Raw genomic sequence first — 26,960 nt, 5'->3', positions numbered from 1 at the left:
ATTTATAACGGGTGAAGTTTCAACATTAGAGAAGGGCTATATAAAAAGAAGACATTTTAGTACGATCAAGATCGCAAAATAAACAGCGTCATTTCAGGACGACAGTTAAAACGAAATGGGAGGTAGGTTGTCCCAATGCCTCGATTCACATAGAGTTTCATGTCGGACTGACCAATTGTTTTTAAACCTTCTATATAATGTTTCGCACCGTCTGGCCGGTAGAGGGCTCCCAAAAAAGGAACACGAATTTGTCCGCCATGGCTGTGGCCGGAAAGCATAAGATCAACGGGATAAGGAACAGCCTGCTTCCAATCAGCGAGATCCGGCTCGTGGGCAAGTAAAAGGGTAAATCCATTTCGAGGGATTCCCTTTAGCGCTTTTTTGCCATCAGGGTGTCCGCCAAAAAGATCATCAAGACCGGCGATATGTAGTGCGCTCTTCCCTCGGGAAATGGTCATATGACTGTTTTTTAAAAAATGAAAATCTGATTTTTCAAGTGTTGCCTGAACGCGTGCGGGGTCCCCACCGCGAAAATCGTGGTTGCCAAAGATTGCGACCTTCCCGAGGGAAGCGTTTAGTTTTTTTAAGACCGGTATACTTTTCTCAATTCCATCAAGCTGTTCATGGACCAAATCTCCCGTGAAACAAATTAAGTCAGGATTTAATTGATTCACACGCCGAACAATTCCTTCTAAGTTATGAACATCGTAATAAAATCCAAGATGTAAGTCACTAATTTGGACGATACGGAGGCCATTAAAGGCATGGGGGAGCCGGGACATTTTTAAACTGAGCTGAGTAGTTTCGACCCAGAAACGTTCGAGGAAAAAGGAATAGCCAGGTGTGGCGAGGAGGGAGGCTGTTATGAGACCGAATGAGGTTTTTAAAAATTTCCGTCGGTTCATGGTTAAAGACGGGGGCAACGAATCCTTTCTCTTGGACATGGGACCACTCCTTTTGGCAGTGAGTTTTTTTGTGTAAATAAATATGAAAATTTTAAAAATAACATTGACAGAACTTGGGCGGTAGTGTTAATTTAAATTATAGATTTGTTCTATATAGGAAACATGGTTGCAGCTATAAGCTTTAAGGGAGTTCGATTTCCTTGGAGATTAGTGAAAAGAAATTCTGGAATTAGTTAATTTTCTAGTTGTATATGTAAAAGCAGAGCCGATAGCTGAATTTGTTCATTATATAGAACTAAGAACATTATGTTGAATTGACGAAGTGTGTTTCCTAATATTATATAAAAAAATTAATAAAATAAAAAGTCTAATAATTCGGAAGGTGAAACCATTGAGCAATTTTGAACAAGAGACGCTTCCTCATTCTAAAAGATTAAAAGAAATTGATTTAAAGGAAATTTTCTCTGTCTTAAAGAGATATTATGTCAGTATCCTCATTTTTACATTATTTGGATCTGCTCTTTGCTATTGGTACTCAATTGAACATCAACCGAAACCATCATACCAGGCTTCGACACGCGTCTTAATCAGCAGTAATGGACCACAAAATGATGCGAGCACGCTGAGCACTCTAATGGTCATGTTTACGGATCCAAATGTTTTGTCAAATGTAAGCAACCACATTATGTCGAAAAGATCTCCAAATGTTCTTTCAAACGAAATTTCGGTTACCAATATTAATGATTCTCAAATTATTGATCTTAGAGTCAGTGATTCTGATCCTTATTTGGTTAGAGAAATTGCAAATACCGAAGTATCTGTCTTTAAAGATGAGGTTGCAAGAGTTTTAAATTTCAAAAATGTACGTCAGTTGTCACCGGCAGAAGTGGAGAGTGTTAATAATGGAATGAATCATAAACTTATCCTTTATGGAGGAGTAGCTGGTTTAATCTTAGGGATTTGTTTAGCCTTTTTAAGGAATTCAATGGATGAATCAATAAGAACAGAAAAGGAGCTGGAAGTCCTTCTCCAATTGCCTGTAGTTGGGTCCATTACTAAGATGACTAAATCAACTTCCGAAAAGGCAAAAAACAAAAGTCAGAGGCAACGTTTTCTAGTTGAAAGAAGAGATCCATTAAGTAGTAGGTTGGAGGAAGAAACTGAAAAAAGAAAGCAATTAAATGAACGTAACATATTACAAGAACGACAGACGCAAGCTAGACACGATTATTTATAATAACAATTTTTATGGAGCTGATAGAATGCGTCATTTTAAAGATAATAAAAAGGAAATAGTCATTAAGAGGCATTTAACCTCTTACTACTATCCGAAATCACAAATTGCTGAAGATTTTAGAAAGGCAAGAACATCTTTACAATTTTTACCTAAGAACAGCGAAATCCAAACCATGATCTTAACATCGGCCGAATATGGAGAGGGAAAGACAACTTGTCTTGTTAATCTAGGGGTTTCATTATCGCAGCTAGGAAAAAAAGTTTTACTCGTTGATACAGACTTAAGGAAGCCCTCCCTACATAAAATTTTTACAAAAAACTCAGAACTTGGTTTGTCCTATGTATTAAAGGGTCAGTCGTTATTAGAAGAAGCCATTTATCCTACGGGTATCAAAACACTGGATGTCCTGCCATGTGGCCCGATTCCTCCGTATCCAGCTGAAGTTCTAGTGTCGGTCGCTATGAAACGCTTTATGAAACAGGTTAAGTCGATGTATGACTATATTTTATTTGATTCACCTCCTGTCTTGGAAGTAACCGATACCTCTATTTTGGCTCATCAATGTGATGGCACTTTATTGGTAGCAAGTAGTGGTAAGACCTCATATAAGAAAATCTTAGAAGCAAAGAAGCTGCTAGAGCAATCAGAAGCTAAATTAATCGGAAGTATTCTTAATAAACGAGTAACAAGGTAGTTTTTTTGGTGATGGCGTTCTATATTAAGAACAGAAGGAAATGTCTACTTTCCTTTATCAACGTAGGCACTCGGTTATTCTGTGGGTTAGAAGACCTTAGACGTAGATCGTCAATGGTGTAACGTGAGGAAGGGTTAAATGCCCATTTAAATTCATAAAAGTTTAAACACGGATGTCTATCCTATTAGGAGTAGGCATCCGTGTTTAGTCTTTTACTGCTTACTAGTATAGATCAAATCAAGACGAAAGGGGTCTAATCCAAATAGTTAAGTTTCCGTATTCTTAGTCTATATATTTATATTAAACAGGAGGCTTTCGATGGAACAATTAAAGGATGTTAAGAAGGGGCTTGAAAAAGTTACCCATATCGAACGATTAAATCTTCATTCAATTAACTAAGGAAAGTGGGGGAGGGAGGCTTGACCTACGCTAAACGGCTCACCGTGTTTGTATTAGTAGACTCACTGATTGCAATATCATCGGTGCTCAGTGGGCTAACAATTATTCAGTTCCATCCCGTCTATTCTGAAACTATGTTGTTTAGTACAGTTTGTCTTTTAATTTGTCATTATTTTTTTTCATCCATTTATAAGCTGTATAAAAAGGCCTGGGAATATGCAAGTGTTCATGAATTAATTATGATTATCAAGACCGTTACCTTTTCAGTCTTATTGGTTGGAGGGTTCCAGTTTATCTTATTTAAAAAAGTAGATGTTCGTTTCCTTGTTGTAACGGGATTGCTTTATCTTTTTTTAATCAGCGGCTCTCGTTTAATGTGGCGATTGATACGTGATACATACATCATAAAATGGGAACCTAATAAACGCACATTGATCATCGGAGCAGGTTCTGCTGGAATTATGGTTGCGAGACAATTATTGACCAACAAAAATGCAGAATTATGCCCATTTGGATTTATTGATGATAGTCCATCCAAACAAGGCCTTGATATATTAGGAATGCCAGTTCTAGGTGGAGTTGGCGATATAGAAAACATTGTTGAGGATAACCAAATTACAAATATTGTTATAGCCATCCCCTCATTAAGCAAAAAGGATTTAAATCGAATTTTTGTGGAATGCTCTAAGACCAATGCTAAAACACAAACGATACCCATGCTTGAAGATTTAATGACAGGCAAGGTGTCAGTGAGTGAATTTAGAGATGTTCAAGTAGAAGACCTGTTGGGACGTAAACCCGTTTCTCTCGATATAGCCTCCATATCAGAATTTATTAAAAATAATACTATTTTAGTAACCGGGGCAGGCGGTTCGATTGGCTCTGAAATATGCCGGCAAATCATTCCCTTTCAACCGAGTAAATTGATTTTGCTCGGTCATGGTGAAAATAGTATTTATTCCATCAACAATGAACTCAAAGAATGGGCTATGAAACAAGATATAGAATTAATTCCAGTGATTGCAGATGTACAGGATTTTGAGCGGATTCAAAAAGTTATTCAAACCTATCGTCCATCTGTTGTCTATCATGCAGCTGCACATAAACATGTCCCATTAATGGAGGAAAATCCTGAAGAAGCCATCAAAAACAATTTAATAGGTACCAAGAATATGGCGGAGGCTTGTCATTCACAGGGGGTTGAAACATTTGTGATGGTTTCCTCTGACAAAGCTGTCAATCCAACAAGTGTCATGGGCGCAACCAAACGTTTAGCAGAAATGATCATTCAGCATATGGACTCCATCAGTTTAACAAGATTTGTAGCCGTTCGTTTTGGAAATGTACTAGGGAGCAGAGGAAGTGTTATTCCTCTATTCAAGAAACAAATCCAATCGGGTGGACCCGTTACAGTCACACATCCTGAAATGCAGAGATATTTTATGACGATTCCTGAGGCATCGCGACTTGTCCTTCAAGCAGGTGTCTTAGCAAAAGGCGGGGAAATATTTGTTCTCGATATGGGAGAGCCTGTAAAAATAGTAGATCTTGCTGAAAATTTAATTCGATTATCGGGTCATACGATAGAAGAGATTGGATTAACTTTTACAGGGGTTAGACCAGGTGAAAAATTATCAGAGGAGCTATTAAATTTAAATGAAAGACATGAAGAACAAGTTTATCCGCACATTTATATTGGTAAGACTTCCCAAATTCTCATCCAAGAAATTAATGAACTATTAAATCAGTTTCTGACTTTAAGCTCTGATGAAATTAAAAAGAGGGTTGTTGAGATGGCGAATAGAAATAGTTTTTCAGAAAAGCTGCTTAGTGTTTCAAGTTAATTTAGAGGAGTTTTGAGATGCATAAATTAAATAGGCGTTTATCTGAATTTGTCACTAATGGCTTAAAAATAGTTGACCCAGGAACCCTAACACAATGAGATCTTTTGTGCCATTATATCAAGAAGTCTCTGAGGGACTCCAGGAAAAAAAACGTGTTCTTTTTTGTGCAACTGTGGATTATCATTTTCAAAAGTTTCACTTGCAGATCCTAAAGTGGTTTCATGATCAAGGATGGGAAGTTCACATTGCCGCTTATGGGGATATGGAGCTGCCGTTTGTTAATGTAAGACATCACCTCATGGTTTCTCGTTCTCCATTTAGAACAAAGAATGTGAATGCTTACTTGAAACTCAAAGAGATTATACAGACATATCGGTTTCAAATCATCCACTGTCACACACCTATGGGCGGTGTCTTAACCAGACTGGCAGCAAGATTTGTTAGAAAACAGGGGAGTTCTGTTCTTTATACAGTGCATGGGTTTCATTTTTATAAAAAGGCTCCAATCATGAATTGGATCATCTATTATCCAATTGAGAAATGGCTTTCTCGATTTACCGATGTATTAATTACGATTAATGAAGAGGACTATCTTTTATCTAGAGCAAAGAAATTTAAAGCAAATCACATTCTTAAAGTGAACGGTGTAGGAGTAGATACAGGGCTCTATAGACCTCTTCTAAACGGAGAAAAAAAGTTATTGAAAGTGTCATTGGGGTTTCAGCCAAAAGATAGTCTCCTTTTTTACGCCGCAGAGTTTAATGCAAATAAAAATCAGCAGTTTTTAATTGAAGTACTAAGTTATCTGCATCAGGAACTTCCACATGTTCATCTATTACTTGCGGGGGATGGGAAGCTATTAGAGGCTTGCCAAAAGCAGGCCGTTGAAAGAAGGCTCGGCGATCGGGTTCATTTCTTAGGTTACCAAAACGATGTATTACCTTTTCTTCAGATGTCAGACATAGCAGTAGCTTCTAGTTATCGAGAAGGGTTACCGGTAAATATTATGGAGGCGATGTCGTGCGGGTTACCAGTTGTTGCTACTGATAACCGGGGACACCGAGAATTAGTTCAACATGAAAGCTCTGGTTATTTGGTTGACCATTCTTCTCCCCTGAAGATGGCCGAAGCTCTTAAAACATTAATCTTGAATCCCAAAGTTGGTCGCCAATTTGGAAAAGTGGGAAGAGAACAGATCCTTCTGCGGTATAGTAAAGAGCTCATTATGGAAGCCCATCAATCTATATACAATGATTTGATCGAAAAGGGGGTGAGGGCATGGAGAAAACCGCATTAAGAGTTTTACAAGTTGTAGTGAATATGAATCGCGGCGGGGCAGAAACCCTATTAATGAATCTGTATCGCCATATTGATCGTTCTAAGATTCAATTTGATTTTTTAATTTGTAATCCTGGTGTTTATGACAAAGAAATCAAAGAGTTAGGCGGGCATATTTTTCGAATACCCTATGTAACAAAGGTAGGTCCGGTTAACTATCAAAAAGAGTTAAGAGCCTTTTTTAACCAACACGCTCATTATTTAATTGTTCATTCTCATCTCGATAAAATGAGTGGATTAGTATTAAAAGAAGCTTATAACGCTGGTATACCGATTAGAATCGCGCACAGTCACAATACAAGCAGTGAAGGGAATTGGCTAGTTAAAGGCTATAAATGGCTTGTCGGACGATTCATTCCTAAGTTTGCTTCTCATTACTTTGCCTGCTCTCAAGAAGCCTCTAATTGGCTGTTCAAGGTTCATAGTACTCAAACTTCCATCATAAAAAATGGAATTAATCTTAAGACCTTCCAATTCTCTGATGCAATAAAGAAAGAGATGAAAATGAAGCAACAGCTTGGTGATTCTAATCCGTTTGTCATTGGCCATATTGGAAGATTTAATAAACAAAAAAATCATCATTATCTCATCGATATTTTTAATGAGGTTGTCAAACATCATTCTCATTCATTATTAGTTCTTGTTGGAGAGGGTTCTCTTAAATTACAGATCGAAAACAAGGTTCATGAATTAGGCTTGGAAAATCAGGTGATATTTATGGGTGTTAGGGAGGATGTTCATAAAGTGTTACATCTTTTTGATGTACTCATCTATCCATCCTTTCATGAAGGGCTACCTTTAACACTTATAGAAGCACAGGCTGTAGGCGTTCCTTGCCTCGTATCAGAAAGGATTACGAGAGAAGTCGATCTGGGCCTTGGTCTCATGAACTATAAATCCTTAAATGAAGCGCCGAGCATGTGGGCTTTGAAAAGTTTAACTTTGAAAAGATTAAGTAATAGCAATGAAACTTTGAAGATAAAGAAAGCGGGATATGATATTCAGGATTCGGCCAATTGGCTTGAAAATTATTACGTTCTTGAAGCAGAGCGAATAGTCAACGAGACCATTTCAGAACAAGTTCAATCTGTGAATCTATAAAATTGGAGAAAGCGATGAAACCTCTAATAACAATCTTTACGCCAACTTACAATAGAGCTTATACCTTGCCAGTTTGTTATGAAAGTTTAAAAAGACAAACCTGTAAAGAATTTATATGGTTAATCATTGATGATGGGTCGACTGATAACACTCGGCAGCTTGTTCAAAGCTGGATCAAAGAAGGGTCTATTAAGATCGTTTATCATTACCAGGAAAACCAAGGCATGCATGGTGCCCACAATAAGGCCTATGAATTAATAGACACAGAGCTCAACGTGTGTATTGATTCAGATGATTATATGCCAGATGATGCTGTCGAGAAGATAACTTGTTTTTGGTTAAAGAATGGAAGTGAGACCTATGCAGGTATGGTGGGACTTGATGCTACTTTCAATGGAGAAATTATTGGAACTAAACTGCCTGAAAAGTTAGAGGCTTCCACCCATTCAGACCTCTATCGAAAGTATAAGGTTAAAGGGGATAAAAAGCTTGTCTATCGAACAGCCTTAACGAAGAGGACATCGCCTTATCCAATTTATGAAGGCGAAAAATATTGCCCTCTTGCCTTTAAGTATATTTTAATTGATCAATTTGGTCCTTTACTCATCTTGAATGACATTTTGTGTCATGTTGAATATTTAAAGGATGGGTCAAGCCGAAATATCATTACTCAATATAAAACCAATCCAAAGGGTTTCTTACTTTATCGGGTGACCACAATGAACTATGCTCAATCGTTTAAAGAACGATTCCGTGCTTCCATTCATTTTATTTCTAGCAACCTTTTACTTAAAAATTATAAGTATTGGATGTCGTCACCGAATAAATTAATCACCATTTTGGCAACTCCGCTTGGTGTTGCTTTATTTTTGTTTATTAAAAAGACGAAAAGGGTGACTTTTATGGAGGTTAACAAGACTAACAGTTGAAAGGATTCAGAACATGGAAATCATATGGCTTAATCTAGGTTTTGTTTATTTATCCTCTTTCCTTGCACGATATTTTTCTTACTTTGATCGGATGAAAATGCATTATACAAAACCTAATAAAATCCTTATTTTTTTCGTCATGCTAGCATTGGTCTTAGTTTCTGGGCTCCGAAATAATATTGGCGATACCTATTTTTATATCCATAGCTATGAAGTGATAAATTATCAAATAAAAAATATAAGTTTTAAGGATGATTTTGGTTTTTTTATTTTACAATCACTTCTTCATAAGCTATCTAATAATCCTCAAATCCTAATATTTGTAACGGCTTTGATCACTAATGTATTAATTGTTATCGTTCTTTATAAGTATTCAAGAATGATTGAAATTAGTTTTTTTATCTATTTTACTTCAGGTATGTATACTGTTTCGATGAATGGGATAAGGCAATTTTTAGCATCGTCCATTCTATTCGCTGCTACGCCTCTAATCATAAAGGGCGATTGGAAAAAGTTTATGCTCATCGTGCTGTTTGCAGCGACGATTCATCGAACGGCACTTATCTTTATTCCTATTTATTTTATTGTTAGAAAAAAGGCCTGGTCAAAATGGACTTTTTTACTTCTTATTTCTGGATTAATAATGGCGATCGGATTCACTCTATTTCAATCGGTTTTGTTTGATGCACTTTCAGATACGGAATATGGCCATTACAGTGATTTTCAAGAAGGTGGAGCTAATATTATTCGTGTATTTGTAACGGCGTCACCGCTGCTTATTGCTTATTTAGGGAGGGACAAATTAAGAGAAATATGGCCAGAGAGCGATTACTTTGTTAACCTGAGTATTTTAGGGTTAGTTTTCATGATCGTTTCAACAAAAAATTGGATTTTTGCACGATTCGATATTTATTTTGGCCTCTACAATTTAATCCTATTTTCCTGGATCCTTTTTCTATTCGTAAAGAAACAACGCCAAATCATTTATTTTCTGCTCATTATTTGTTATCTCGGCTATTTTTATTATGAACAAGTGATTTCACTCGATCTTCAATATGGGAGTACCTATCTTAAACTTTAGGAGGTGAAAAATTTGGAAGGACGACGCAAACGAATTTTGCATGTTGTAAGTGCGATGAACCGAGGAGGAGCAGAGACACTTCTTATGAACGTTTATCGAACAATTAATCGGGATAAGGTACAGTTTGATTTTGTATCACATCGCTTGACAACCTGCGATTACGATGACGAAATTCAAGAGATGGGTGGAAGGATCTATAGAATTCCAAGTCTTGGTCAATCAGGATTCGTGTCCTATGTTAAATGTTTAAGGTCTATTATTAGGTCCGAAATTTATGAAGCTGTTCATTGTCATACGGACTATCAGTCAGGGATTGTTGCTTTAGCGGCAAAATTAGAAGGCGTTCAAAAACGAGTGTGTCACGCCCATTCGAATCAATGGGTGAATTCACACTCATTCAGACACTATTTGACATTTAAAGGATTGCAATCTCTTATAGGGTTTATGGGAACGGATTATTGTGCGTGCAGCGAAGAGGCTGGACGCTTTTTATTTGGTTCAAGGCGATTAAAGAATGGGCAAATTCGAATCTTGAATAACGGGATTAGTTTGGACGATTTCATACAAATAAGTGAAAATAAGGTTATTCAGTTAAAAGAAGAATTAAAACTACATGAGGGTACACGAGTAATTGGTCATGTCGGGAACTTTTCTGAAGTGAAGAACCAACGATACGTACTGATGATTCTAAAACAATTCCTTCTAGAGGAAGAAAAAATGATAGCTGTTTTTGTTGGAGATGGACCTCTTAAGAATGAGATCATGGCGGAATCGAGTCGCCTAGGCCTAACGGAAAATGTCCGATTTCTAGGAGTAAGGGAAGATATACCGTTATTAATGAAAAGTTTTGATGTCTTCGTCTTTCCATCCCTGTCTGAAGGCTTTGGTTTAGTTGTTCTAGAGGCACAAGCAGCTGGAAAGCCTTGTGTGGTATCAGATACTGTCCCTAGGACCACGGATCTGAAGTTAGGGCTAATTTCTTATCTCAGTTTAGAAACAGACATGACTCAATGGGTTCAAGTTATTCGTCAGTCATTCGAAAATAAGAGATTAAGCATCAACGAGATCCAACATGCTTTCAGCCGCTTAAGGTTTACTGTTAACGATACAGCTAAGGATTGGTTATCTCTTTATGGTTTCTTAGAAAAGTCTTGGATCATTGAAGGAGAGTCGGGATGAAGAAGAAGCTCTTATTTGTAGCGCTATACCTTCAAACAGGAGGGGTAGAAAAAAGCTTAATATCGCTGCTTTCAAACCTCGATTATGCGAAATACGAAGTGGATCTTCTATTGTTTGACCATAGCGGCATGTTATTTAAGCATGTACCAAGAGAAGTGAACATTCTCCCCCCTTTATTTGAGACGTTTTCTACGCCGATAACCCTTGCCCTCCCTCAGTTAATAAGAAAAAAGAAATTCTTGTTAGTGGCAGGCAAAGTATTAGCTCCGTCGGTTGCTTTATTCTCAAAAGGAGTAGGAACGGGTGCAAGGTGGGCCGTTTATAAACGCATCTTACCCTCTGTCAATAAGGAATATGATGTGGCTGTAAGCTATCTTGACTTTTTTACTAATTACTATGTGGCTCAAAAAGTAAAGGCCAAGAAGAAAATTGTCTACAATCATATGGATTATGCTTCAAAAGTCGGCTGGCAGCAACCGACACTTGAAAGAAAAACCTTTGAGCAAAGCAACTATATCGTGACAGTTGCTGAATCCTCAAAGCAATCATTGGTAACTGCTTTTCCAGAGATTAAACATAAGATTAGAGTCATCCATAACAGTGTCTCTCCAAGAATGATTAAGGAACTCTCAGAGGCATTTGAACCTTATGGCTCCTTTCATGGATTCACGATTGTTACCGTCGCACGATTAGTAAAAGAAAAAGGAGTCCTCTTAGCCCTTGAAACGTGTAAAAAAATAGTAAAAGCAGGGAAACCCATAAGATGGTATCTCATAGGTGGGGGGGATTTATATGAAGAGCTAAAAAAGCGAATCCAGCAAGAAGAACTAGAGGAAGTGTTTATCATGCTGGGTGAGAAGGATAACCCTTATCCTTATATGGCACATTGTGATGTTTATGTTCAGCCTTCATTTACAGAAGCCCATTGTGTAGCGGTAGAAGAAGCATTAGTTTTAGCTAAGCCAGTTGTGGTCACAAACATCCCCCCCTTTCAGGAACAAATTAACGATCGAGTAACGGGTATTCTTTCAGAACCAAATGTTGAGGCATTGGCCTCTACCCTTCAAGCCTTGATTAAAGATCGATCTTTAAGGGAGCGCTTAACGATTCAACTTCAAGATAACCAAAGAAATCAAGAAGAGGTACATAAATTTATTCAATTGCTAGAAACTTAAATGCAAACTATTAAACTATTACTAGTCATTAACGAATTACTCGAGGTGTTGGGATAGTGGATACGAAAAATCCTGTATCGTTATATAAGAATAAAATTTTCGAAATCCTATTAAATTTTTACTCAGGAGAACAAATTAGAGAGATCAGTGTCCAAGATGCTGTTGAGTTGATGAAGATTCAATTAATGGGAGCTATACAAGCAATCGAAGAAGAGAAGCTTAAGTAAGTATGGAGAGATGATAAATTGAAACGAACGTTTGACTTGAGTGTCGCCCTTTTTTTTCTCATTTTCCTTTCCCCTTTGATAGTTTTAATAAGTATAGTGGTTAGATGGAGACTAGGATCACCTGTTTTTTTTAAACAGCTTCGACCTGGTTTAAATGAAAGGCCATTTTATTTTTATAAATTCCGAACGATGACCAACGAAACGGATGTAAGCGGTCAATTGCTGTCGGACGCAGAAAGGCTCACATCGCTGGGTCTTTTCTTACGGAAATTTAGTCTCGATGAATGGCTCCAACTAGTCAATGTTTTAAAAGGAGATATGAGCCTGGTTGGGCCGAGACCGCTCTTAATGGAGTATCTCCCCCTTTATTCCACGGAACAGGCAAAACGACATTTAGTTAAGCCAGGTATCACAGGATGGGCTCAAATAAATGGTCGAAATGAAATTTCCTGGGAAGAAAAGTTTAAGTTTGATGTTTGGTATGTTGAGAATCAATCATTTTTATTAGATTTAAAAATATTAGGTATGACTTTAATAAAAGTCATACGTTCTCAGGGTATTCACCATCCAGAACATGCTACGATGGAGCCCTTTCGCGGGGTTAAACAAGGTTAAAGGTCGGGAGGTAAAAGGGTGAAGGTTGTCATTATAGGCCATGGCGGTCATGGTAAGGTTGTTAAAGAGCTTTTAGACCATTTCCCTGAACATGAATTGATTGGTTTTTTAGATGACCGGTACTCGCGCTTGGAGCATCATGACGGGTATTTATGTGGTCCAATGTCTTTTACACAAAACCTTTTGTTGCAGTTTTATAATGTTCGATTTATTAATGCAATTGGAGATAATCGGAAACGTAAAGAAATAGTTGAATACTTAGATCTTCCTGCTGAAAGGTATCTCACATTGGTACATCCCACAGCCGTGATTAGCTCCTCAGCGATAATTGGAGAGGGAACGGTCATTATGCCGAATGCTGTGATCAATTCCGAAACAAAGATACAAAATCATGTGATTATTAATTCGGGAGCCATTGTTGAACACGATGGCCGCGTTGAGAACTTTTCCCATATTTCACCAAATGCCACATTAACAGGTGGTGTGAAGGTAGAAGAAGGTGTTCATATCGGCAGTGGTGCGACGGTATTACCAGGAGTAAAAATAGGTCAATGGTCTGTTATTGGGGCAGGGGCAACTGTACTTCATGACATCTCTTCCTTTAAGACGGCCGTAGGTGTACCAGCCAGGGTTGTGAAAGAGAAAGCCCCATTCCTTAGAGAGGTTAATAATCATGAATAATCAACGCATTTATCTATCACCACCACATCTAAGCGGAGAGGAAGAACTTTATATCAGAGAAGCTTTCGAGTCAAACTGGATTGCCCCTTTAGGACCTCATGTAAATGCTTTTGAAGAAGAATTAGCTAATTATGCAGGAATTAGAGGCGCAGTTGCGGTAAGTTCGGGAACCGCTGCTATTCATTTAGCACTTTGTCTTTTGGGTGTTAAAAAGGGGGATCGGGTTTTCTGTTCAACACTAACGTTTGTAGCAAGCGCAAATCCAATTCTCTACCAAGGTGCAGAGCCGGTTTTCATTGATTCAGAGCCTGATAGTTGGAATATGTCCCCAAAAGCCCTAGAACAAGCACTCATGGAAGCGGTGAAGGAGGGTCAACTGCCAAAAGCTGTCATTGTTGTCAATCTGTATGGTCAAACTGCCAAAATGGATGAAATTAGCGCGCTTTGTGAGTTCTATCGTATCCCAATCATTGAAGATGCGGCAGAAAGTCTTGGATCGACTTATAGAGGTAAGAAAAGCGGATCTTTTGGTCATTTCGGTGTCTTCTCATTTAATGGAAACAAAATTATTACGACATCAGGTGGAGGAGCGCTTATTTCCAATGATGATGAGAGTCTATCAAGAGCAAGATTTCTGGCAACACAAGCGCGGGATCCCGCGCCTCATTATCAGCACAGCCAAATGGGATATAATTACCGGCTTAGTAACCTTCTAGCGGGAGTAGGCAGAGCGCAATTAAAGGTTCTAGAAGATCGAATTGAGGCAAGGAGAGCAATTTTTAGAAGGTATGAGGAGGCATTGGTAAACGTGCCCGGATTAAGGATGATGCCAGAATTAGAGCAATCCTATTCGAATCGATGGTTAACCACACTCACGATTAATGAAAGAGAAGCGGGATTTTCTGTTAAAGAGGTACTTTCGGCATTAGATAAAGAGAATATTGAAGCGCGCCCAGTATGGAAGCCTCTCCATCTTCAGCCGCTCTTTTTAAAAAACGCTTTTTACTCACATAATCGAGGCAAACCGATATCTGATTCTCTTTTCTATCAAGGAATTTGTTTGCCGTCCGGTTCTAGCCTGACCCCAGAGGAACAGGCTAGAGTCATTCAATGCATCTACGAGGTTTACAAGAAGGCGGGATCAAGTCTTCTGATGCCATAGCCGTTTAGATTTCTTTTTATAAACTTCCTTTAGTCAACAATTTATAACGTTAGATAGAGGGGGATGGGGAGTAAGACAACTAAAATCTAAAACAAATAATCGGGGTATAGCCATGATTGGAAAAAATATTACTAAATTTAGAACTGCTAAAGGACTAACATTATCAGAGCTGGCTGAACGAGCAAAGATATCCAAATCGTACTTAAGCAATATTGAACGAGGTATTAACAAGAACCCTTCTATAAACATATTAGAAAAAACGGCTGCGGTATTAGATGTTGATCTAAATCTCTTACTGTCAGACACTCAATTAGATTCAGAGGTTCTTGATCAAGAAGTATTAGGCATCGCAAATGAATTAAAAGATATGGGAATTGAAAAAGGAACGATTCAGGAATATAAAGCGTTGATTGAGTTTATTAAATGGAAAAATGAGGACAGAGAGAATAAGTAGAAGTAAAGTTTTAGAGCCATGAGGGGTCTGGTAATGAATGACCGATAAAATTAGTATAATTGTTCCCATTTATAAGGTAGAAGCCTATTTAAAACGCTGTGTTCAGAGTGTGATTCAACAAACGTACAGGAACTTAGAAATTATCTTAGTGGATGATGGTTCTCCTGACCGATGCGGAGTATGGATCGAGGCATTTGCCAAAGAGGATTCTCGTATTAGGCCACTACACAAAGAAAATGGTGGATTATCTGATGCACGAAACGTTGGCATGCAAGCAGCAACGGGAGATTACATGTTCTTTCTTGACAGTGATGATTGGATCGCACCAACTGCCATTGAAACATTAATGAACCAGTTGCATCGGTTTCAAGCGGATGTGGTTCAATCCAATTTTTATTATGCGTACCAAGATTATCTTCTCTTGGATGATCGCTATTATGGAGAAGTTTCTCCAGTAATATTAGATAATCCTGAACTGATGAGAGAGCTTGTTAAGAATGAGAAAGTCAAAAACTTTGCTTGGGGGAAGTTGTATAAAACGGAACTGATTAAAGAACTGCCATTTAGAAAAGGTGTCTTATTTGAAGATGTTTTTTGGGCCCATCAGGTAATGCATCGCGTTCATAGATACGTCATCTTGAATCAACCGTTGTATTACTATTTTCAGAGAAATGATAGTATTGTTGCTCATTATACGAGTCGAAATTTAGATATGCTGCGAGGATTAAAGGAGCGCCACTGGTTTATTTCGATGAACTATAAGGACTTGGTTAATGAGTCTCTTAAGACTTTATTAAAACAGACGCTCATTCATTATCACCAACTCCTCTTTAGTCTAGAAAAGGTTGAGAGCAGAGTGAATCGGAGACGGTTAAGAGAAGATTTCAGATGGATCGCAAAGAATGTTCATTTAAACAAACAGGAAGATTGGGATTTAACCCAACAAATGAACCTGTTCCTTATTCACCCCTATTTGCAATTAACTTTTTTATTTTTAAGAAAAATAGCCAGGAGAGCGGGGATACTTCCCAAAGAGAGGGGATTAAAAAGAATAGTCATTAATAAATGAAAATGAGGCGATAAGGAACATGAGTCAATGGGTGCTGAACTTTAAAGGTCTATGTATATTCGTTCTTACATTCCTTCTAAGAATCTTGCCAATTAAGTCTAATAAAATTATTTTTTTTAGTTATTATGGAAGTCAATATGGCGGAAATCCAAAGTACCTATCGGAGTATATCCTCAAAAATGTATCTAAAGATTCCTTTGAAATTGTTTGGTCCTTTGTTCATCCCAATGAGAAAAGAGCGTTCTCAGATTACCGTCTTGTAAGATGGTTATCCTTACGCTTCTTTTATGAACTTAGTACATCTAAAGTAATTGTAACGGATTATCGTACCCTGCCTATTATCAGGAAAAGAAAGAATCAATATTACATTCAAACCTGGCATAGCTCGTTACGTCTTAAACAGATTGAAAAAGACGCTATTGACCATTTAACCACACACTACGTGAAGATGGCAAAAAAAGATTCGAGTAAGTGTGACCTCCTCTTGTCGGGATGTCAGGAAAGCACGACTATCTTTCGCCGGTCTTTTTGGTATCAGGGCCCTATTTTTGAGAAAGGGACACCGCGAAATGATGTTTTTTTTCAAAAGGACATTAAGAAGAGTGAATGGATCAAGGCAAAGCTTCAAATCCCTAAAAGTCATAGAGTTGTCACCTATGCTCCAACCTTTAGAACAAATGGAGGATTAGATCTTTACCGATTGGATTTTAACGCCATTAGGAAAAAATTAGAGGCAGAATACGGAGGGGATTGGACATTTTTAGTAAGGCTTCATCCCCATTTACTCTCGCAGTCTCAAGCTTTTTTTATGGGCCAAAAAGTCTTAGATGTCACCCATTACGATGACCCGCAAGACATTCTTTATGTAACAGACTTATTGATTACTGATTATTCATCACTTATGTTTGATTTTGCTCTAACTAAGCGTCCATGTTTCCTGTATCTTCCAGATCTTGAAACGTATATGAGAAATGAGAGAGAGCTTTATTTTTCAATCGATGAGCTTCCTTTTTTAAAAGCTTTTAGTCAAGAGGAGTTAATGGAGCAAATTGGGCAGTTTAAACGAGTTGCCTACTTAAAAAGGATCAACCAATTTTTAGAAAAGGTCGGCTCCTATGAAACCGGTCATGCGAGTGAGGCTTTGGTGTTACACATTCAAAACATTTGCTTTGGAGAACGCGCAACTAGATCCTCAAGTTAAATCCTCTTCCCAATGGCATAAAAGAATGATGTCTTAACAGGTCTTACATAACTTGTAAGGCTTTTTAAAATTTTGTAGGAGGTGAGCGCATGAAACCATTTAAGGTAGGTTATACAACAGGTGTTTTTGACATGTTCCATGTGGGCCATCTGAATATCCTTCAGCGTGCAAAGAACCTGTGTGACTTTCTCATAGTTGGTGTCAGTACGGATGAATTAGTGATGACTTATAAAAACAAGCTCCCGGTTATTCCTTACCTAGAAAGAAGAGAAATTATCGAATCGATTAAATATGTTGATCAAGTGGTCGCTCAAGAAAACCGAGATAAATTTTCAGCCTGGGAGGCTTACAAGTTTGATGCGATGTTTGTCGGAGATGATTGGAGAGGTAATGAACTCTTTAATGAGGTAGAAGTAAAGCTGAACGGAGTAGGGACAACGGTTGTTTATTTACCCTATACCCAAGGGGTTTCGTCGTCATTACTCAGAGAAAAGGTGAGGTTATAGAATGAGGGAGCAGCAAGAAACTCCTTTGGTCAGCATTATTGTACCTGTCTACAATGTTGAAGGCTATTTAGAGAAATGTCTAAATAGCGTTTTGGAACAAACTCTAAAAAACATTGAGATCATCATTGTCAATGATGGGTCAACCGACAGAAGCGGCGAGATTTGCAATCAATATGCCAAGAAAGATTCCCGTATTAAGGTTTTTCACAAAGAATATGGTGGGGTAAGCTCAGCGCGAAATGCAGGAATTCACAAAGCTCAGGGAGAGTTTATAGGGTTTGTTGACAGTGATGATTGGGTATACCCTGACATGTTTGAGGTGTTGTATAAGAACGCAAGAGGTTCAGCGGCAGATATTGTGATTTGTAATTTATTGAGAGAAATCAACGGGGAAGTTATTTATGTTGAAAATAAACACCCTAATAGAGAAATGACTAATTTAGAAGCTATGAGAGAATTATTTAAAGGGCATTTGTATCGATTTGCATTGTGGAATAAATTGTATAGAAGAAGTTGTTTTTCTAATATCGAATTTCCAGAAGGGCGAATCCACGAAGACCTATCGACAACTTATAAACTATTCTCTAAAGCTGAAAAAATAGTTTATCTAAATTACACGGGTTATATCTATGTTAAGAGAGAAAATAGCATTTTAAATCAGACGTACAATGAAAAAAGATTAGATGCGTTTTTAGGCTGGGAAGAGATTTTAATGTATATGAAAAAGAATTACCCTACTATTTTTAAAGAAGTGGTAGCTTGTTTCGGCTATTGGAGTACAGATAATGTGTTTTATATCTTAAATCAGATGAAAAATAGAACAAGTAAAAAAGAATACTTAACAAGGATACAATTGTTTGTCAGAAAGAACTATTTAGATTTAATGGGCAATAAGATCCTGCCTTGGAAATACAAATTGCTATTATCCTTTTATTGTTTAGATATAAAGTGGCTTCTTTTATTAAGAAATAAAGAAACATCGTGAGAAAACCTCAGGTTGCATTAAAACGAGTAATGGAATAAGTCGAACAGGAGGACCAGTTTGGAGCCAAAAATAAGCATAATTGTCCCTGTATATAAGTCGGAGGCCTGTTTAGAGACTTGTGTTCAATCCATTTTGAAACAAAGCTTTTCAGATTTTGAGTTAATCTTAGTAAATGATGGATCCCCGGATTCTTGCGGAGAGATGTGTGAAGAACTCTCAAAAAAAGATAAAAGAATAAAAGTCATTCACAAAAAGAATGGCGGTGCAGCCTCTGCTAGAAATGCAGGTCTTAAGCGAGCATTGGGTAAGTACATTGCTTTTGTCGACAGTGATGATTTTATCCATTATAGGATGTATGAATGTCTTTATAAGGTCATCAATGAGAACGCCTCTGATATTGCGATGTGCGATTTTATCAAGGTGAGTAGCAATAAGAAACCCGCTTGTAAAATCAAAGTGAACGGCGAAGTTAAACTTGAGCATTACAGTAATCTTGAAGCATTGGAACAGTTATACAGTAATACATCCAATCTAAGATTGGTTATTCCGGTAAATAAATTATATAAGAAGCACCTTTTTAAAGGTTTAGAGTTTAAAGAAGGAAGGATATGCGAAGATGAGTTCATAATTCATGAAATCTTATATGCATCCCAAAAAGTTTCTTATATTAATGAAACTTTTTATTTTTACCTTCAAAGGCCAAATAGTGTAATGAACGCTCCTTATTCTGTAAAACGTTTAGATAAAGTTCATGCCCTTAAAGAACGCGTTGATTTCTTTCAATCAATCAAACAACCCCGATTAGCCAACTTAGCACTTAGAGGTTATATCGATTCTTTTTTTTGGAATTATTTTTTAGCTAAAACGAACCTATCAAATTGTGATAAGGAATTGAGAGAATTAAAAAGACAGTTTAGTCAGTTTCGTTATTACTTTATTAGGAATCCATTATTAAGCTGGAAACATAAGCTTGCCATTTTTATCTTTATGTTTAACTCTAATTGGTATAAAAAGATCTTTCTATTTGAAAATAATGTTTGAAGAGAAGTGACAGAAGGTATGACAAACAAACAAAAGCTTCTTTTTGTTATTGATTCTCTAAATTGTGCCGGAGCTGAGAAAAGTCTCGTCACATTATTAAATCTTTTGGATTTTTCTCAAGTCACAGTGGACCTGTTACTGTTTGGGTATGGGGGAGAGCTCGAGCCCCTAGTTCCAAAGGAAGTCCATTTATTACAACCGCTTAAATATTCGACGTTCTCTCAACTTAGTCTAAAAAGAGCATTTAAGTATGCCATCATTCAAAAAGACTTCAATCTCTTGCTTTCAAGACTTAAGTATTCTGCTTCTTTAAGAGCGAACCACTATTCCAATGCTCAAAAAGCTAGAGTCTTTTGGGAATGTGTGTCTCCGATGATTGAATCCAATCCTCATTTTTATGATGTTGCGATTAGTTATGCTCAAGGAATTCCAACCTTTTATGTGTCAGAAAAGGTGAAAGCAAACAAAAAACTTGCTTGGGTCAATGTCAGCTATCGGCTTACCGAAAAAGACCGACTGTTCCAGCAAAGCTATTATGAATTAATCGATCAGATCGTATGTGTTTCCGAATCCACAAAAGACATCTTTATGGAAATGTTCCCTAGCTATCGGAATAAGACAACCGTCATTTACGATCTGCACGATCCAACATTAATTAATGAAATGGCCTCTTTGGGTGAAGGATTTGATGACAAATTCGATGGGCTAAGAATCCTAACGATTGGGAGATTGGCTTATCAAAAAGGATATGATTTAGCTTTGGAGGCTTGTAAACGTCTGAAAGAAAATGGGATTTATTTTAAATGGTATGTACTTGGGAAAGGGCCGCTCCAAGATGAAATAAACCAATTTATAAAAGCTAATGATTTACAGGATTGTTTTAAGTTGTTGGGGATCACTTCTAATCCCTACCCTTATATTAAGAATGCAGATATTTACGTTCAAACCTCCAGGTATGAAGGATATGGGTTAGCTATTGCGGAAGCCAGAATGTTAAATACTCCTGTTATTACAACCCGATTTGATGCTGTTGATGCCCAAATGATTGATCAAAAAAATGGATTAGTGGTTGACTTAACGGCTGAGGCTGTTTGTGAAGGCATTATGAGATTAATCAATGATCCTTCTTTAAGAACAAGCATTGTAGAGTATTTGAAAAAAGAAAAGAAAGAGAATTATGAAGAACTATTGAAGTTCTATAAGTTGCTAAACGATGAATCATTAGTAGGTGTGGAATCAAAATGAAAAAAAAAGTCGCATTTGTGGCAATCAATTTGAATGTTGGCGGGACTGAGAAAGCGCTGCTTAACATGCTCACGGTCATGCCAAAAGATCAGTTTGATATAACACTTATTCTTTTGGAAAATCGAGGGGAGTTCAGAAATCAAGTTCCAGAAGGTGTTAAAACAATTATTTATGACCAATACCCGTCAATTAAGGCTGTGATTAATGATCCATTACCCCAAACCGTACTTCATACCTTAAAACAGGGGCGAATTCTCAAAGGAATTCGCTATTTTAGTTTTTACATTGTTCAGAAGTTATGGGGGAAAAAGCAGAGGTTATTTCATGAGCTAACAACATTGGCTCCTTTGGATATCCATGAATGCTATGATGTGGCCATTGCCTATGCTGGCCCAATGGAGTTTATTTCCTATCTGGTAATTGAAAAAATAAAAGCTGCAAAAAAAATACAGTGGATTCATTTTGATCTATCAAAATTGACGATCGATGTTAAATATTGGAATACGATGTATCGGAAATTTGATAATATATTTGCTGTTTCTAAAGAAGGAAAGGATCATTTAGTTAGTTGCTTTCCAGAATTTATGAATAAAACGGAAACATTTCTAAATGTCTTTTCACCAGAGTTAATCTTACAAATGGCCGAAAATGGGAATGGGTTTAAAGATAATTTTAAAGGTTTTCGGATTCTAACGGTTGGAAGGCTTAGCTTTGAAAAAGGTCAAGACCTTATTATAAAAGTTCTTGCAAGATTAAAAGGAGAAGGGCATTGCGTAAGATGGTACTGTGTGGGAGAGGGACCTATGCGGTCAGAATATGAGGCCTTGATTAAGAAATATAGTCTTGAAGAAGATTTTATTCTGCTGGGGTTACAAACGAATCCATATCCATTCATGAAGGAATGTGACCTGTACGTTCAGCCTTCCCGACATGAGGGTTACTGTCTAACTTTAACTGAGGCTAAATTATTTAAGAAGCCAATTGTGGCAACCAACTTTGCAGGTGCAAATGAACAAATTTCAAATAATAAAACAGGTATCATTGTCAATTTTGATGAAGAAGAATTACTTACTGCACTTAATCGAATTCTTAATGATCACGATCACTATCAAAGAATTAAAGCCAATTTAGAAAAAGAGCAGATCGTTTATCGAGGAGACCTCAATAAATTTTATACCTTATTAAACTAGGATCTAAGAGCAAATGATTACAAGGAGGAGCTAGTTGTGAAAAAGATTGCCATTGTAACGTGGAAAATGGCATTAGGCGGAACGGAGAAGTCTCTGATCTCGATGCTTGAAGCCATACCAAAGGAAAATTATCATGTGACTCTGTTTATCATGGACCCTGGTGGAGAGTTAGATAGCGAAATCCCTAAACACATAAAAGTAGAATACTTACATCGTTATGAAACCACCGCGAGTAATCAAATTAAATCTTATCTACAGCATGGAAAATTATTAAAAGCGCTGAAAGTAAGTTATTTTGCGTATCAGTCCAGTCGCTCTAGAACAAAGTTTGATTGGGAAAAAAACCATTCACGAGTTCTACCAAAAACAAAGGAATCTTTTGATATGGCTATTGCTTATCATGTTCCTACCTCCTTTTCTGTTTTGTACGCCATGAATAATATTAGCGCGGCTTTTAAAGTGGCATGGATCCATAATGATGTGGAATACGAAAAGGATATTAGCCTGTATAGAGACTATTATTTAAAATACGATCGGATTTTCTGCGTTTCAAAGCAATCAAAAGACAAGTTTGTTAATGTTTTTCCCGAGTTAAAAAACCAGACATCCGTCTTTTACAATATCTTAGATGTCATCAAAATGTACGAATTAGCTGAGAAGGAAGTTGACTTTAATGATCCATCTTTTAATGGAATTAAGTTGTTAACGGTTGGTCGACTCGATGGAGCAAAAGGCTACGATCTTATCCCTCCAATTCTTCAGCGGCTTGTGTCTGAGGGCTTAGATGTTAAATGGTATTGTGTTGGGGAAGGGGATTATAGGGGAAAAGTTGAGGAATTAATTAAGACCTATCATTTACAAGATAAACTCATTCTATTAGGAATGAAGTTGAATCCATTTCCTTATTATAAGCAATGTGACATCTATGTACAGCCTTCAAGAAATGAAGGGTTCTGTAATACTCTTTCAGAGGCAAAAGTATTTTATAAACCGATTGTGACTACGGATTTCGTTGGGGCAAAGGAACAAATTAGTCATGGGAAAACAGGCCTAATGGTTAAATATAATGAAGACGAACTCTTTCATGCAATTAAAGAGTTATGTTTGAATCAAAAGCTTTGTCAAACTCTGACAGAAAATTTAAAAGTAGACTTTTCTCTTAATAAAACGGATATATCTAAATTGTTGAGCATTATAGCTTAAAGGAAAAGGGGGAGAAAGACGGCAATGCGTATAAGACATCTATTAACGAACGCTGAAAAAAAAGCAAGGATTATTTACCATGATTGGAGGCATATTAATTATTTGAGTCAACTTGTCAAACAGCAGCAGGCCACCAGTTCACTTGGAGAATTTAAAGTTAAATATCTCAATAAACCGGGTATTGCCTTTTCATTTGATGATAGTTTTAGAGTGGATGGCTGGTATGATACATTAAGAGAGTTATTTGGCTATTATGATATTAAGGCCACATTCAATGTTAATGCCTTTCATCATTTTGAGGGCCAAAGAGAACACACTCAGGAGGAAATTGATAAGTTAATTGAATTGCAGGCTCACGGTCATGAAATAGCTCATCACACGTTTAAGCATAATAATTCAGTTGATTATACAAACCTTCATGGTGTTCAAGCCTGGATCACGGATGAAATTGAGCCCTTATTTAATTGGCTGGAGAATCAACAGCACTCCGTAACAGAAGAGAAATTTAAGAGACCTGTCACGTTTGCCTTTCCTTACTATAGGAAGGATGAAAGAACAATTGAGGGTATAAGTCCAAAGTATTTTAAGGCCGTAAGGGGTGGAGGTCATAATGAACTCGTTATCCCTTTTAATAAGACTGGATATATCCCTTCGCTTGGTATTGATCAAATTAATTTATCTCATCCTAGGTTTCTCAAAAATCTTTTAAAAGAAATCAAACAAACTGAGAAGAACCTTGTTTTCACCTGCCATTCTGTATTACCCAAACACATCGATTGGGACTCCTTTGATTATGGCGAGGAAGCGCTTGATGCTGGAAAATATCGAATTACACCAGAGACGTTAGAATTCGTAATAAAGGAAGCCAAAAAGAATGACTTGGAATTTTATACAACGGCTGAAATTGTAGGGGTCGCCACTTTCATTGATCGTAACTTTGAAAAGCATATCCGGAAGCTCTTAACAATTTCAAACGATCGCTGGATTCTAATTAAAGATCTTTTAAAAATCAAAGAGTTGGATTTGAGCAATCAGGACATAACAAACCTCGATGGTATACAGTATTTTTTAAACTTAGAGACTCTAGTTATTAACCTTAATTATATTAAAGATTTAAGGCTGTTAAATAAGCTTCAGAATCTAAAGCATGTGATCGATTCATCGTCTACTCCAAATAAGGGACTGGATGCTAGTGTAACCTCAGGTCTATAAAGGCGTGAGGTTTTTTGTCAGGGAGGAAGTCATGAGACAACGAGTACTTTTTATGCTTAGTAGTATGAGAATTGGAGGAGTTGAAAAGGCATTTACCTCTTTATTATCTGAGATTCCTAGAAATCGCTATGATGTCACGGTTATGCTTTTAGAGAAGCGAGGCGAACTTTTGAATTTGATCCCAGAGTGGGTTCATGTTGTTGAAGCGCCATGGTATAAAACGATTAAGCCCATCATTATGGGGACACCGCAACAAACCATTCAGTTATACAGGTCTAAACGCCGTTATGCGCGTATTCTCTCATTTATTGGTTACTATCTTGTTTCAAAACATGCCAATGATCGACTTGCTTACTACAATTATGTAATGCGAGATATTGAAAAAGAACAGGATAAGTATGATATTGCTGTGGCTTACCAGGGACCAACAGATATTATAGATTTCTATATCGCTTACAAAGTGGAGGCGGCAAGAAAACTATCATGGGTTCATTTTGATGTCAATCATCATGTCATTAATAAAAGATTATATAACAAAATGTATCAAGAGTTTGATCAATTAGTTGCGGTCTCAAGTGCTGCCAAAAAATCGCTTGTTCAGTTAATTCCATCTGTGAGAAATAAAGTGATCGTTGTAGAAAATATCCTGTCTGAAAAAGCCATAAAAGAAATGGCCAAAGCATCCATCCAGTTTGATCCTGGATTTGAAGGAATTAAAATTGTGACAGTTGGCAGGCTTTCAAAAGAGAAGGGCCAGGATTTGTTAATCCCTGTTTTAAAAAAGCTACAAGAAGAAGGCTATAACGCCAGGTGGTATTGTGTGGGAGAGGGGAAGGCAAGGATAGAGTACGAAAGCTTGATTGAATCGTATCAATTAAGCGATGATTTTATTCTTTTGGGATCAACTCTAAACCCCTATCCCTATATAGCGGAGGCAGATATCTATGTTCAACCGTCAAGACATGATAGTTTCTGTCTAACGTTAGCTGAAGCGAAACTATTAAAAAAACCAATTGTAGCCACAAATTTTATAGGAGCTTATGAACAATTGGTTGATGGTTATAATGGGTTTATTGTCAATAATGAGAAAGAATTATTTAACAGGCTGAAACAGCTTATTGATAATAAAGAGTTAAGAAAAAAGCTTATTAATAACTTATAGGCTACTTAGATTTTTAAGAAAGCAGGTTAATGGATGGAGCCGTTGGTTAGCATTATTGTTCCTGTCTATAATGTTGAGCCCTATTTATCTAGTTGTATAGATTCTATTCTAGCCCAAACATTTAAAGCTATAGAAATAATCCTCGTTGACGATGGTTCTGAAGATGGCAGTCTTAAAATCTGTAATCAATATACAAAAATAGACAAAAGGGTAAAAGTTATAAAGAAGCGAAACAGGGGGGTATCCTCTGCTCGAAATGTCGGAATTGACAATGCAAGAGGGCTCTATATTGGGTTTGTCGATCCGGATGATACCATTGAGCCTAATATGTATAGTGCTATGGTTGATGTCATGGTAAAAATGAAACCAGATGTAGTGGTTGCACAATTAAAAACAGATAACCAAATTATTAATAAAGTGTCGGTTTCAGAGGTTTGGAAAGATGTTGATTGTCCGATTAATCAAAGCGTTATTAGAGATGAAATTATGCCAATGGTTATTGGGGGAAAAAGGTTTAGCTTAATGCATTGTGTGAATAAACTTTATAAGCGCTCCTGTTTTCAAAATAGGCGATTCGATGAAACGAGAAATCATGGGGAAGATGCTCGATTTAATCTACTATTACTGTCCATGGTAGAAAGCATTGTTTTTCTTGATCAACCCCTTTATAATTACGTGATTCGTAAAAGAGAATCCTTAACCGTTACGTTTCGTCCTAATTTATATGATTATCTGCTTGATAATCGAAACTTTGGAAGAAAGCTTTGCAGCCAATATCATTCCATCTTCTTAATTCGAAAAATCGAGAATGAATTTATTCTTTCCACACTTAATTACATACAGAGTATTGTAGAATCAAGTTTATCCAGGAAAGAAAAAAAGAATCTTATCAAACGCATTATTAATGACGACCAATTTACAATGAGTTTAAATAAATGCAAATGTCCCTCCTGGTATTATACGTTGTTAAAAAAATTGTGTAAGAAAAGAGAGGCAAATCTTATCCTTTTTTTCGTTCAAACGAAGCTTTTGGTACAAAAGTATATCTATAAGGTAGGATCTTATGAGAATAAGCCATTCATTAAAAAATATGGTCATTAGCCTTTCAACGCAGGCCATCATGGT

General features: G+C 37.0%; 26 protein-coding genes. 25 read left to right on the top strand and 1 reads right to left on the bottom strand.

The window, feature by feature from the left end:
* Positions 1–65 precede the first annotated feature (65 nt).
* Positions 66–944, bottom strand: coding sequence for a metallophosphoesterase (locus PU629_RS15355; protein WP_275280936.1), 879 nt, complete (start codon positions 942–944; stop codon positions 66–68).
* Between the two features lie 352 nt (positions 945–1,296).
* Here PU629_RS15355 and PU629_RS15350 point away from each other — a divergent pair, with 352 nt between their 5' ends.
* From PU629_RS15350 to PU629_RS15230, 25 genes are all read left to right on the top strand, one after another.
* Complete coding sequence (locus tag PU629_RS15350) at positions 1,297–2,142, top strand: YveK family protein (RefSeq protein ID WP_275280935.1); 846 nt, start codon at positions 1,297–1,299, stop codon at positions 2,140–2,142.
* Positions 2,143–2,167: 25 nt separating this feature from the next.
* Positions 2,168–2,836: a CpsD/CapB family tyrosine-protein kinase gene (locus PU629_RS15345; protein ID WP_275280934.1), complete on the top strand. Its 669-nt coding sequence runs from the start codon at positions 2,168–2,170 to the stop codon at positions 2,834–2,836.
* Positions 2,837–3,255: 419 nt separating this feature from the next.
* Positions 3,256–5,079, top strand: coding sequence for a polysaccharide biosynthesis protein (locus tag PU629_RS15340; RefSeq protein WP_275280933.1), 1,824 nt, complete (start codon positions 3,256–3,258; stop codon positions 5,077–5,079).
* 106 nt (positions 5,080–5,185) lie between these two features.
* Complete coding sequence (locus PU629_RS15335; protein ID WP_275280932.1) at positions 5,186–6,376, top strand: glycosyltransferase family 4 protein; 1,191 nt, start codon at positions 5,186–5,188, stop codon at positions 6,374–6,376.
* Positions 6,358–7,518: a glycosyltransferase family 1 protein gene (locus PU629_RS15330; protein WP_275280931.1), complete on the top strand. Its 1,161-nt coding sequence runs from the start codon at positions 6,358–6,360 to the stop codon at positions 7,516–7,518. Before PU629_RS15335 ends, PU629_RS15330 begins: the two co-directional genes overlap by 19 nt.
* Before the next feature lie 14 nt (positions 7,519–7,532).
* Positions 7,533–8,447: a glycosyltransferase family 2 protein gene (locus PU629_RS15325; protein WP_275280930.1), complete on the top strand. Its 915-nt coding sequence runs from the start codon at positions 7,533–7,535 to the stop codon at positions 8,445–8,447.
* Between the two features lie 13 nt (positions 8,448–8,460).
* Positions 8,461–9,528: an EpsG family protein gene (locus tag PU629_RS15320; RefSeq protein ID WP_275280929.1), complete on the top strand. Its 1,068-nt coding sequence runs from the start codon at positions 8,461–8,463 to the stop codon at positions 9,526–9,528.
* Positions 9,529–9,540: 12 nt separating this feature from the next.
* The gene (locus PU629_RS15315) at positions 9,541–10,707 is read left to right on the top strand and encodes a glycosyltransferase family 1 protein (RefSeq protein WP_275280928.1); all 1,167 of its coding nucleotides are present in this window, start codon (positions 9,541–9,543) and stop codon (positions 10,705–10,707) included.
* Positions 10,704–11,882, top strand: coding sequence for a glycosyltransferase (locus PU629_RS15310; RefSeq protein WP_275280927.1), 1,179 nt, complete (start codon positions 10,704–10,706; stop codon positions 11,880–11,882). Before PU629_RS15315 ends, PU629_RS15310 begins: the two co-directional genes overlap by 4 nt.
* Before the next feature lie 56 nt (positions 11,883–11,938).
* Entirely contained in the window at positions 11,939–12,109 is a 171-nt protein-coding gene (locus PU629_RS15305; RefSeq protein WP_275280926.1) for a hypothetical protein, read from the top strand.
* An 18-nt stretch (positions 12,110–12,127) separates the two neighbouring features.
* A complete protein-coding gene (locus PU629_RS15300; RefSeq protein ID WP_275280925.1) occupies positions 12,128–12,724 on the top strand; it encodes a sugar transferase in 597 nt (198 codons plus the stop codon).
* An 18-nt stretch (positions 12,725–12,742) separates the two neighbouring features.
* Positions 12,743–13,405, top strand: a complete 663-nt coding sequence (locus tag PU629_RS15295; protein WP_275280924.1) for an acetyltransferase — start codon at positions 12,743–12,745, stop codon at positions 13,403–13,405.
* Entirely contained in the window at positions 13,398–14,567 is a 1,170-nt protein-coding gene (locus PU629_RS15290; protein WP_275280923.1) for a DegT/DnrJ/EryC1/StrS family aminotransferase, read from the top strand. Before PU629_RS15295 ends, PU629_RS15290 begins: the two co-directional genes overlap by 8 nt.
* A gap of 112 nt (positions 14,568–14,679) precedes the next feature.
* A complete protein-coding gene (locus tag PU629_RS15285; protein ID WP_275280922.1) occupies positions 14,680–15,021 on the top strand; it encodes a helix-turn-helix domain-containing protein in 342 nt (113 codons plus the stop codon).
* A gap of 37 nt (positions 15,022–15,058) precedes the next feature.
* Positions 15,059–16,090: a glycosyltransferase family 2 protein gene (locus PU629_RS15280; RefSeq protein WP_275280921.1), complete on the top strand. Its 1,032-nt coding sequence runs from the start codon at positions 15,059–15,061 to the stop codon at positions 16,088–16,090.
* A gap of 19 nt (positions 16,091–16,109) precedes the next feature.
* Entirely contained in the window at positions 16,110–17,291 is a 1,182-nt protein-coding gene (locus tag PU629_RS15275; protein WP_275280920.1) for a CDP-glycerol glycerophosphotransferase family protein, read from the top strand.
* 89 nt (positions 17,292–17,380) lie between these two features.
* Positions 17,381–17,797: an FAD synthase family protein gene (locus PU629_RS15270; RefSeq protein ID WP_275280919.1), complete on the top strand. Its 417-nt coding sequence runs from the start codon at positions 17,381–17,383 to the stop codon at positions 17,795–17,797.
* Position 17,798: 1 nt separating this feature from the next.
* A complete protein-coding gene (locus PU629_RS15265; RefSeq protein WP_275280918.1) occupies positions 17,799–18,782 on the top strand; it encodes a glycosyltransferase family 2 protein in 984 nt (327 codons plus the stop codon).
* A 57-nt stretch (positions 18,783–18,839) separates the two neighbouring features.
* On the top strand, positions 18,840–19,823 hold the full coding sequence (locus PU629_RS15260; RefSeq protein ID WP_275280917.1) for a glycosyltransferase family 2 protein: 984 nt from the start codon (positions 18,840–18,842) through the stop codon (positions 19,821–19,823).
* Between the two features lie 18 nt (positions 19,824–19,841).
* Entirely contained in the window at positions 19,842–21,068 is a 1,227-nt protein-coding gene (locus tag PU629_RS15255) for a glycosyltransferase (RefSeq protein WP_275280916.1), read from the top strand.
* Entirely contained in the window at positions 21,065–22,258 is a 1,194-nt protein-coding gene (locus tag PU629_RS15250; RefSeq protein ID WP_275280915.1) for a glycosyltransferase, read from the top strand. The genes PU629_RS15255 and PU629_RS15250 overlap by 4 nt, the downstream gene beginning before the upstream one ends.
* Positions 22,259–22,294: 36 nt before the next feature.
* A complete protein-coding gene (locus tag PU629_RS15245; RefSeq protein WP_275280914.1) occupies positions 22,295–23,461 on the top strand; it encodes a glycosyltransferase in 1,167 nt (388 codons plus the stop codon).
* Positions 23,462–23,485: 24 nt separating this feature from the next.
* The gene (locus PU629_RS15240) at positions 23,486–24,673 is read left to right on the top strand and encodes a polysaccharide deacetylase family protein (protein WP_275280913.1); all 1,188 of its coding nucleotides are present in this window, start codon (positions 23,486–23,488) and stop codon (positions 24,671–24,673) included.
* Positions 24,674–24,704: 31 nt separating this feature from the next.
* Complete coding sequence (locus PU629_RS15235) at positions 24,705–25,835, top strand: glycosyltransferase (protein WP_275280912.1); 1,131 nt, start codon at positions 24,705–24,707, stop codon at positions 25,833–25,835.
* A 33-nt stretch (positions 25,836–25,868) separates the two neighbouring features.
* Positions 25,869–26,936: a glycosyltransferase family 2 protein gene (locus PU629_RS15230; protein ID WP_275280911.1), complete on the top strand. Its 1,068-nt coding sequence runs from the start codon at positions 25,869–25,871 to the stop codon at positions 26,934–26,936.
* Positions 26,937–26,960: the final 24 nt, after the last annotated feature.

Source organism: Pullulanibacillus sp. KACC 23026 (assembly GCF_029094525.1).
Classification (GTDB): Bacteria; Bacillota; Bacilli; order Bacillales; family Sporolactobacillaceae; genus KACC-23026.
The sequence above is the reverse complement of the archived record's forward strand: the minus strand, read 5'-3'. Positions and strand labels throughout refer to the sequence as shown.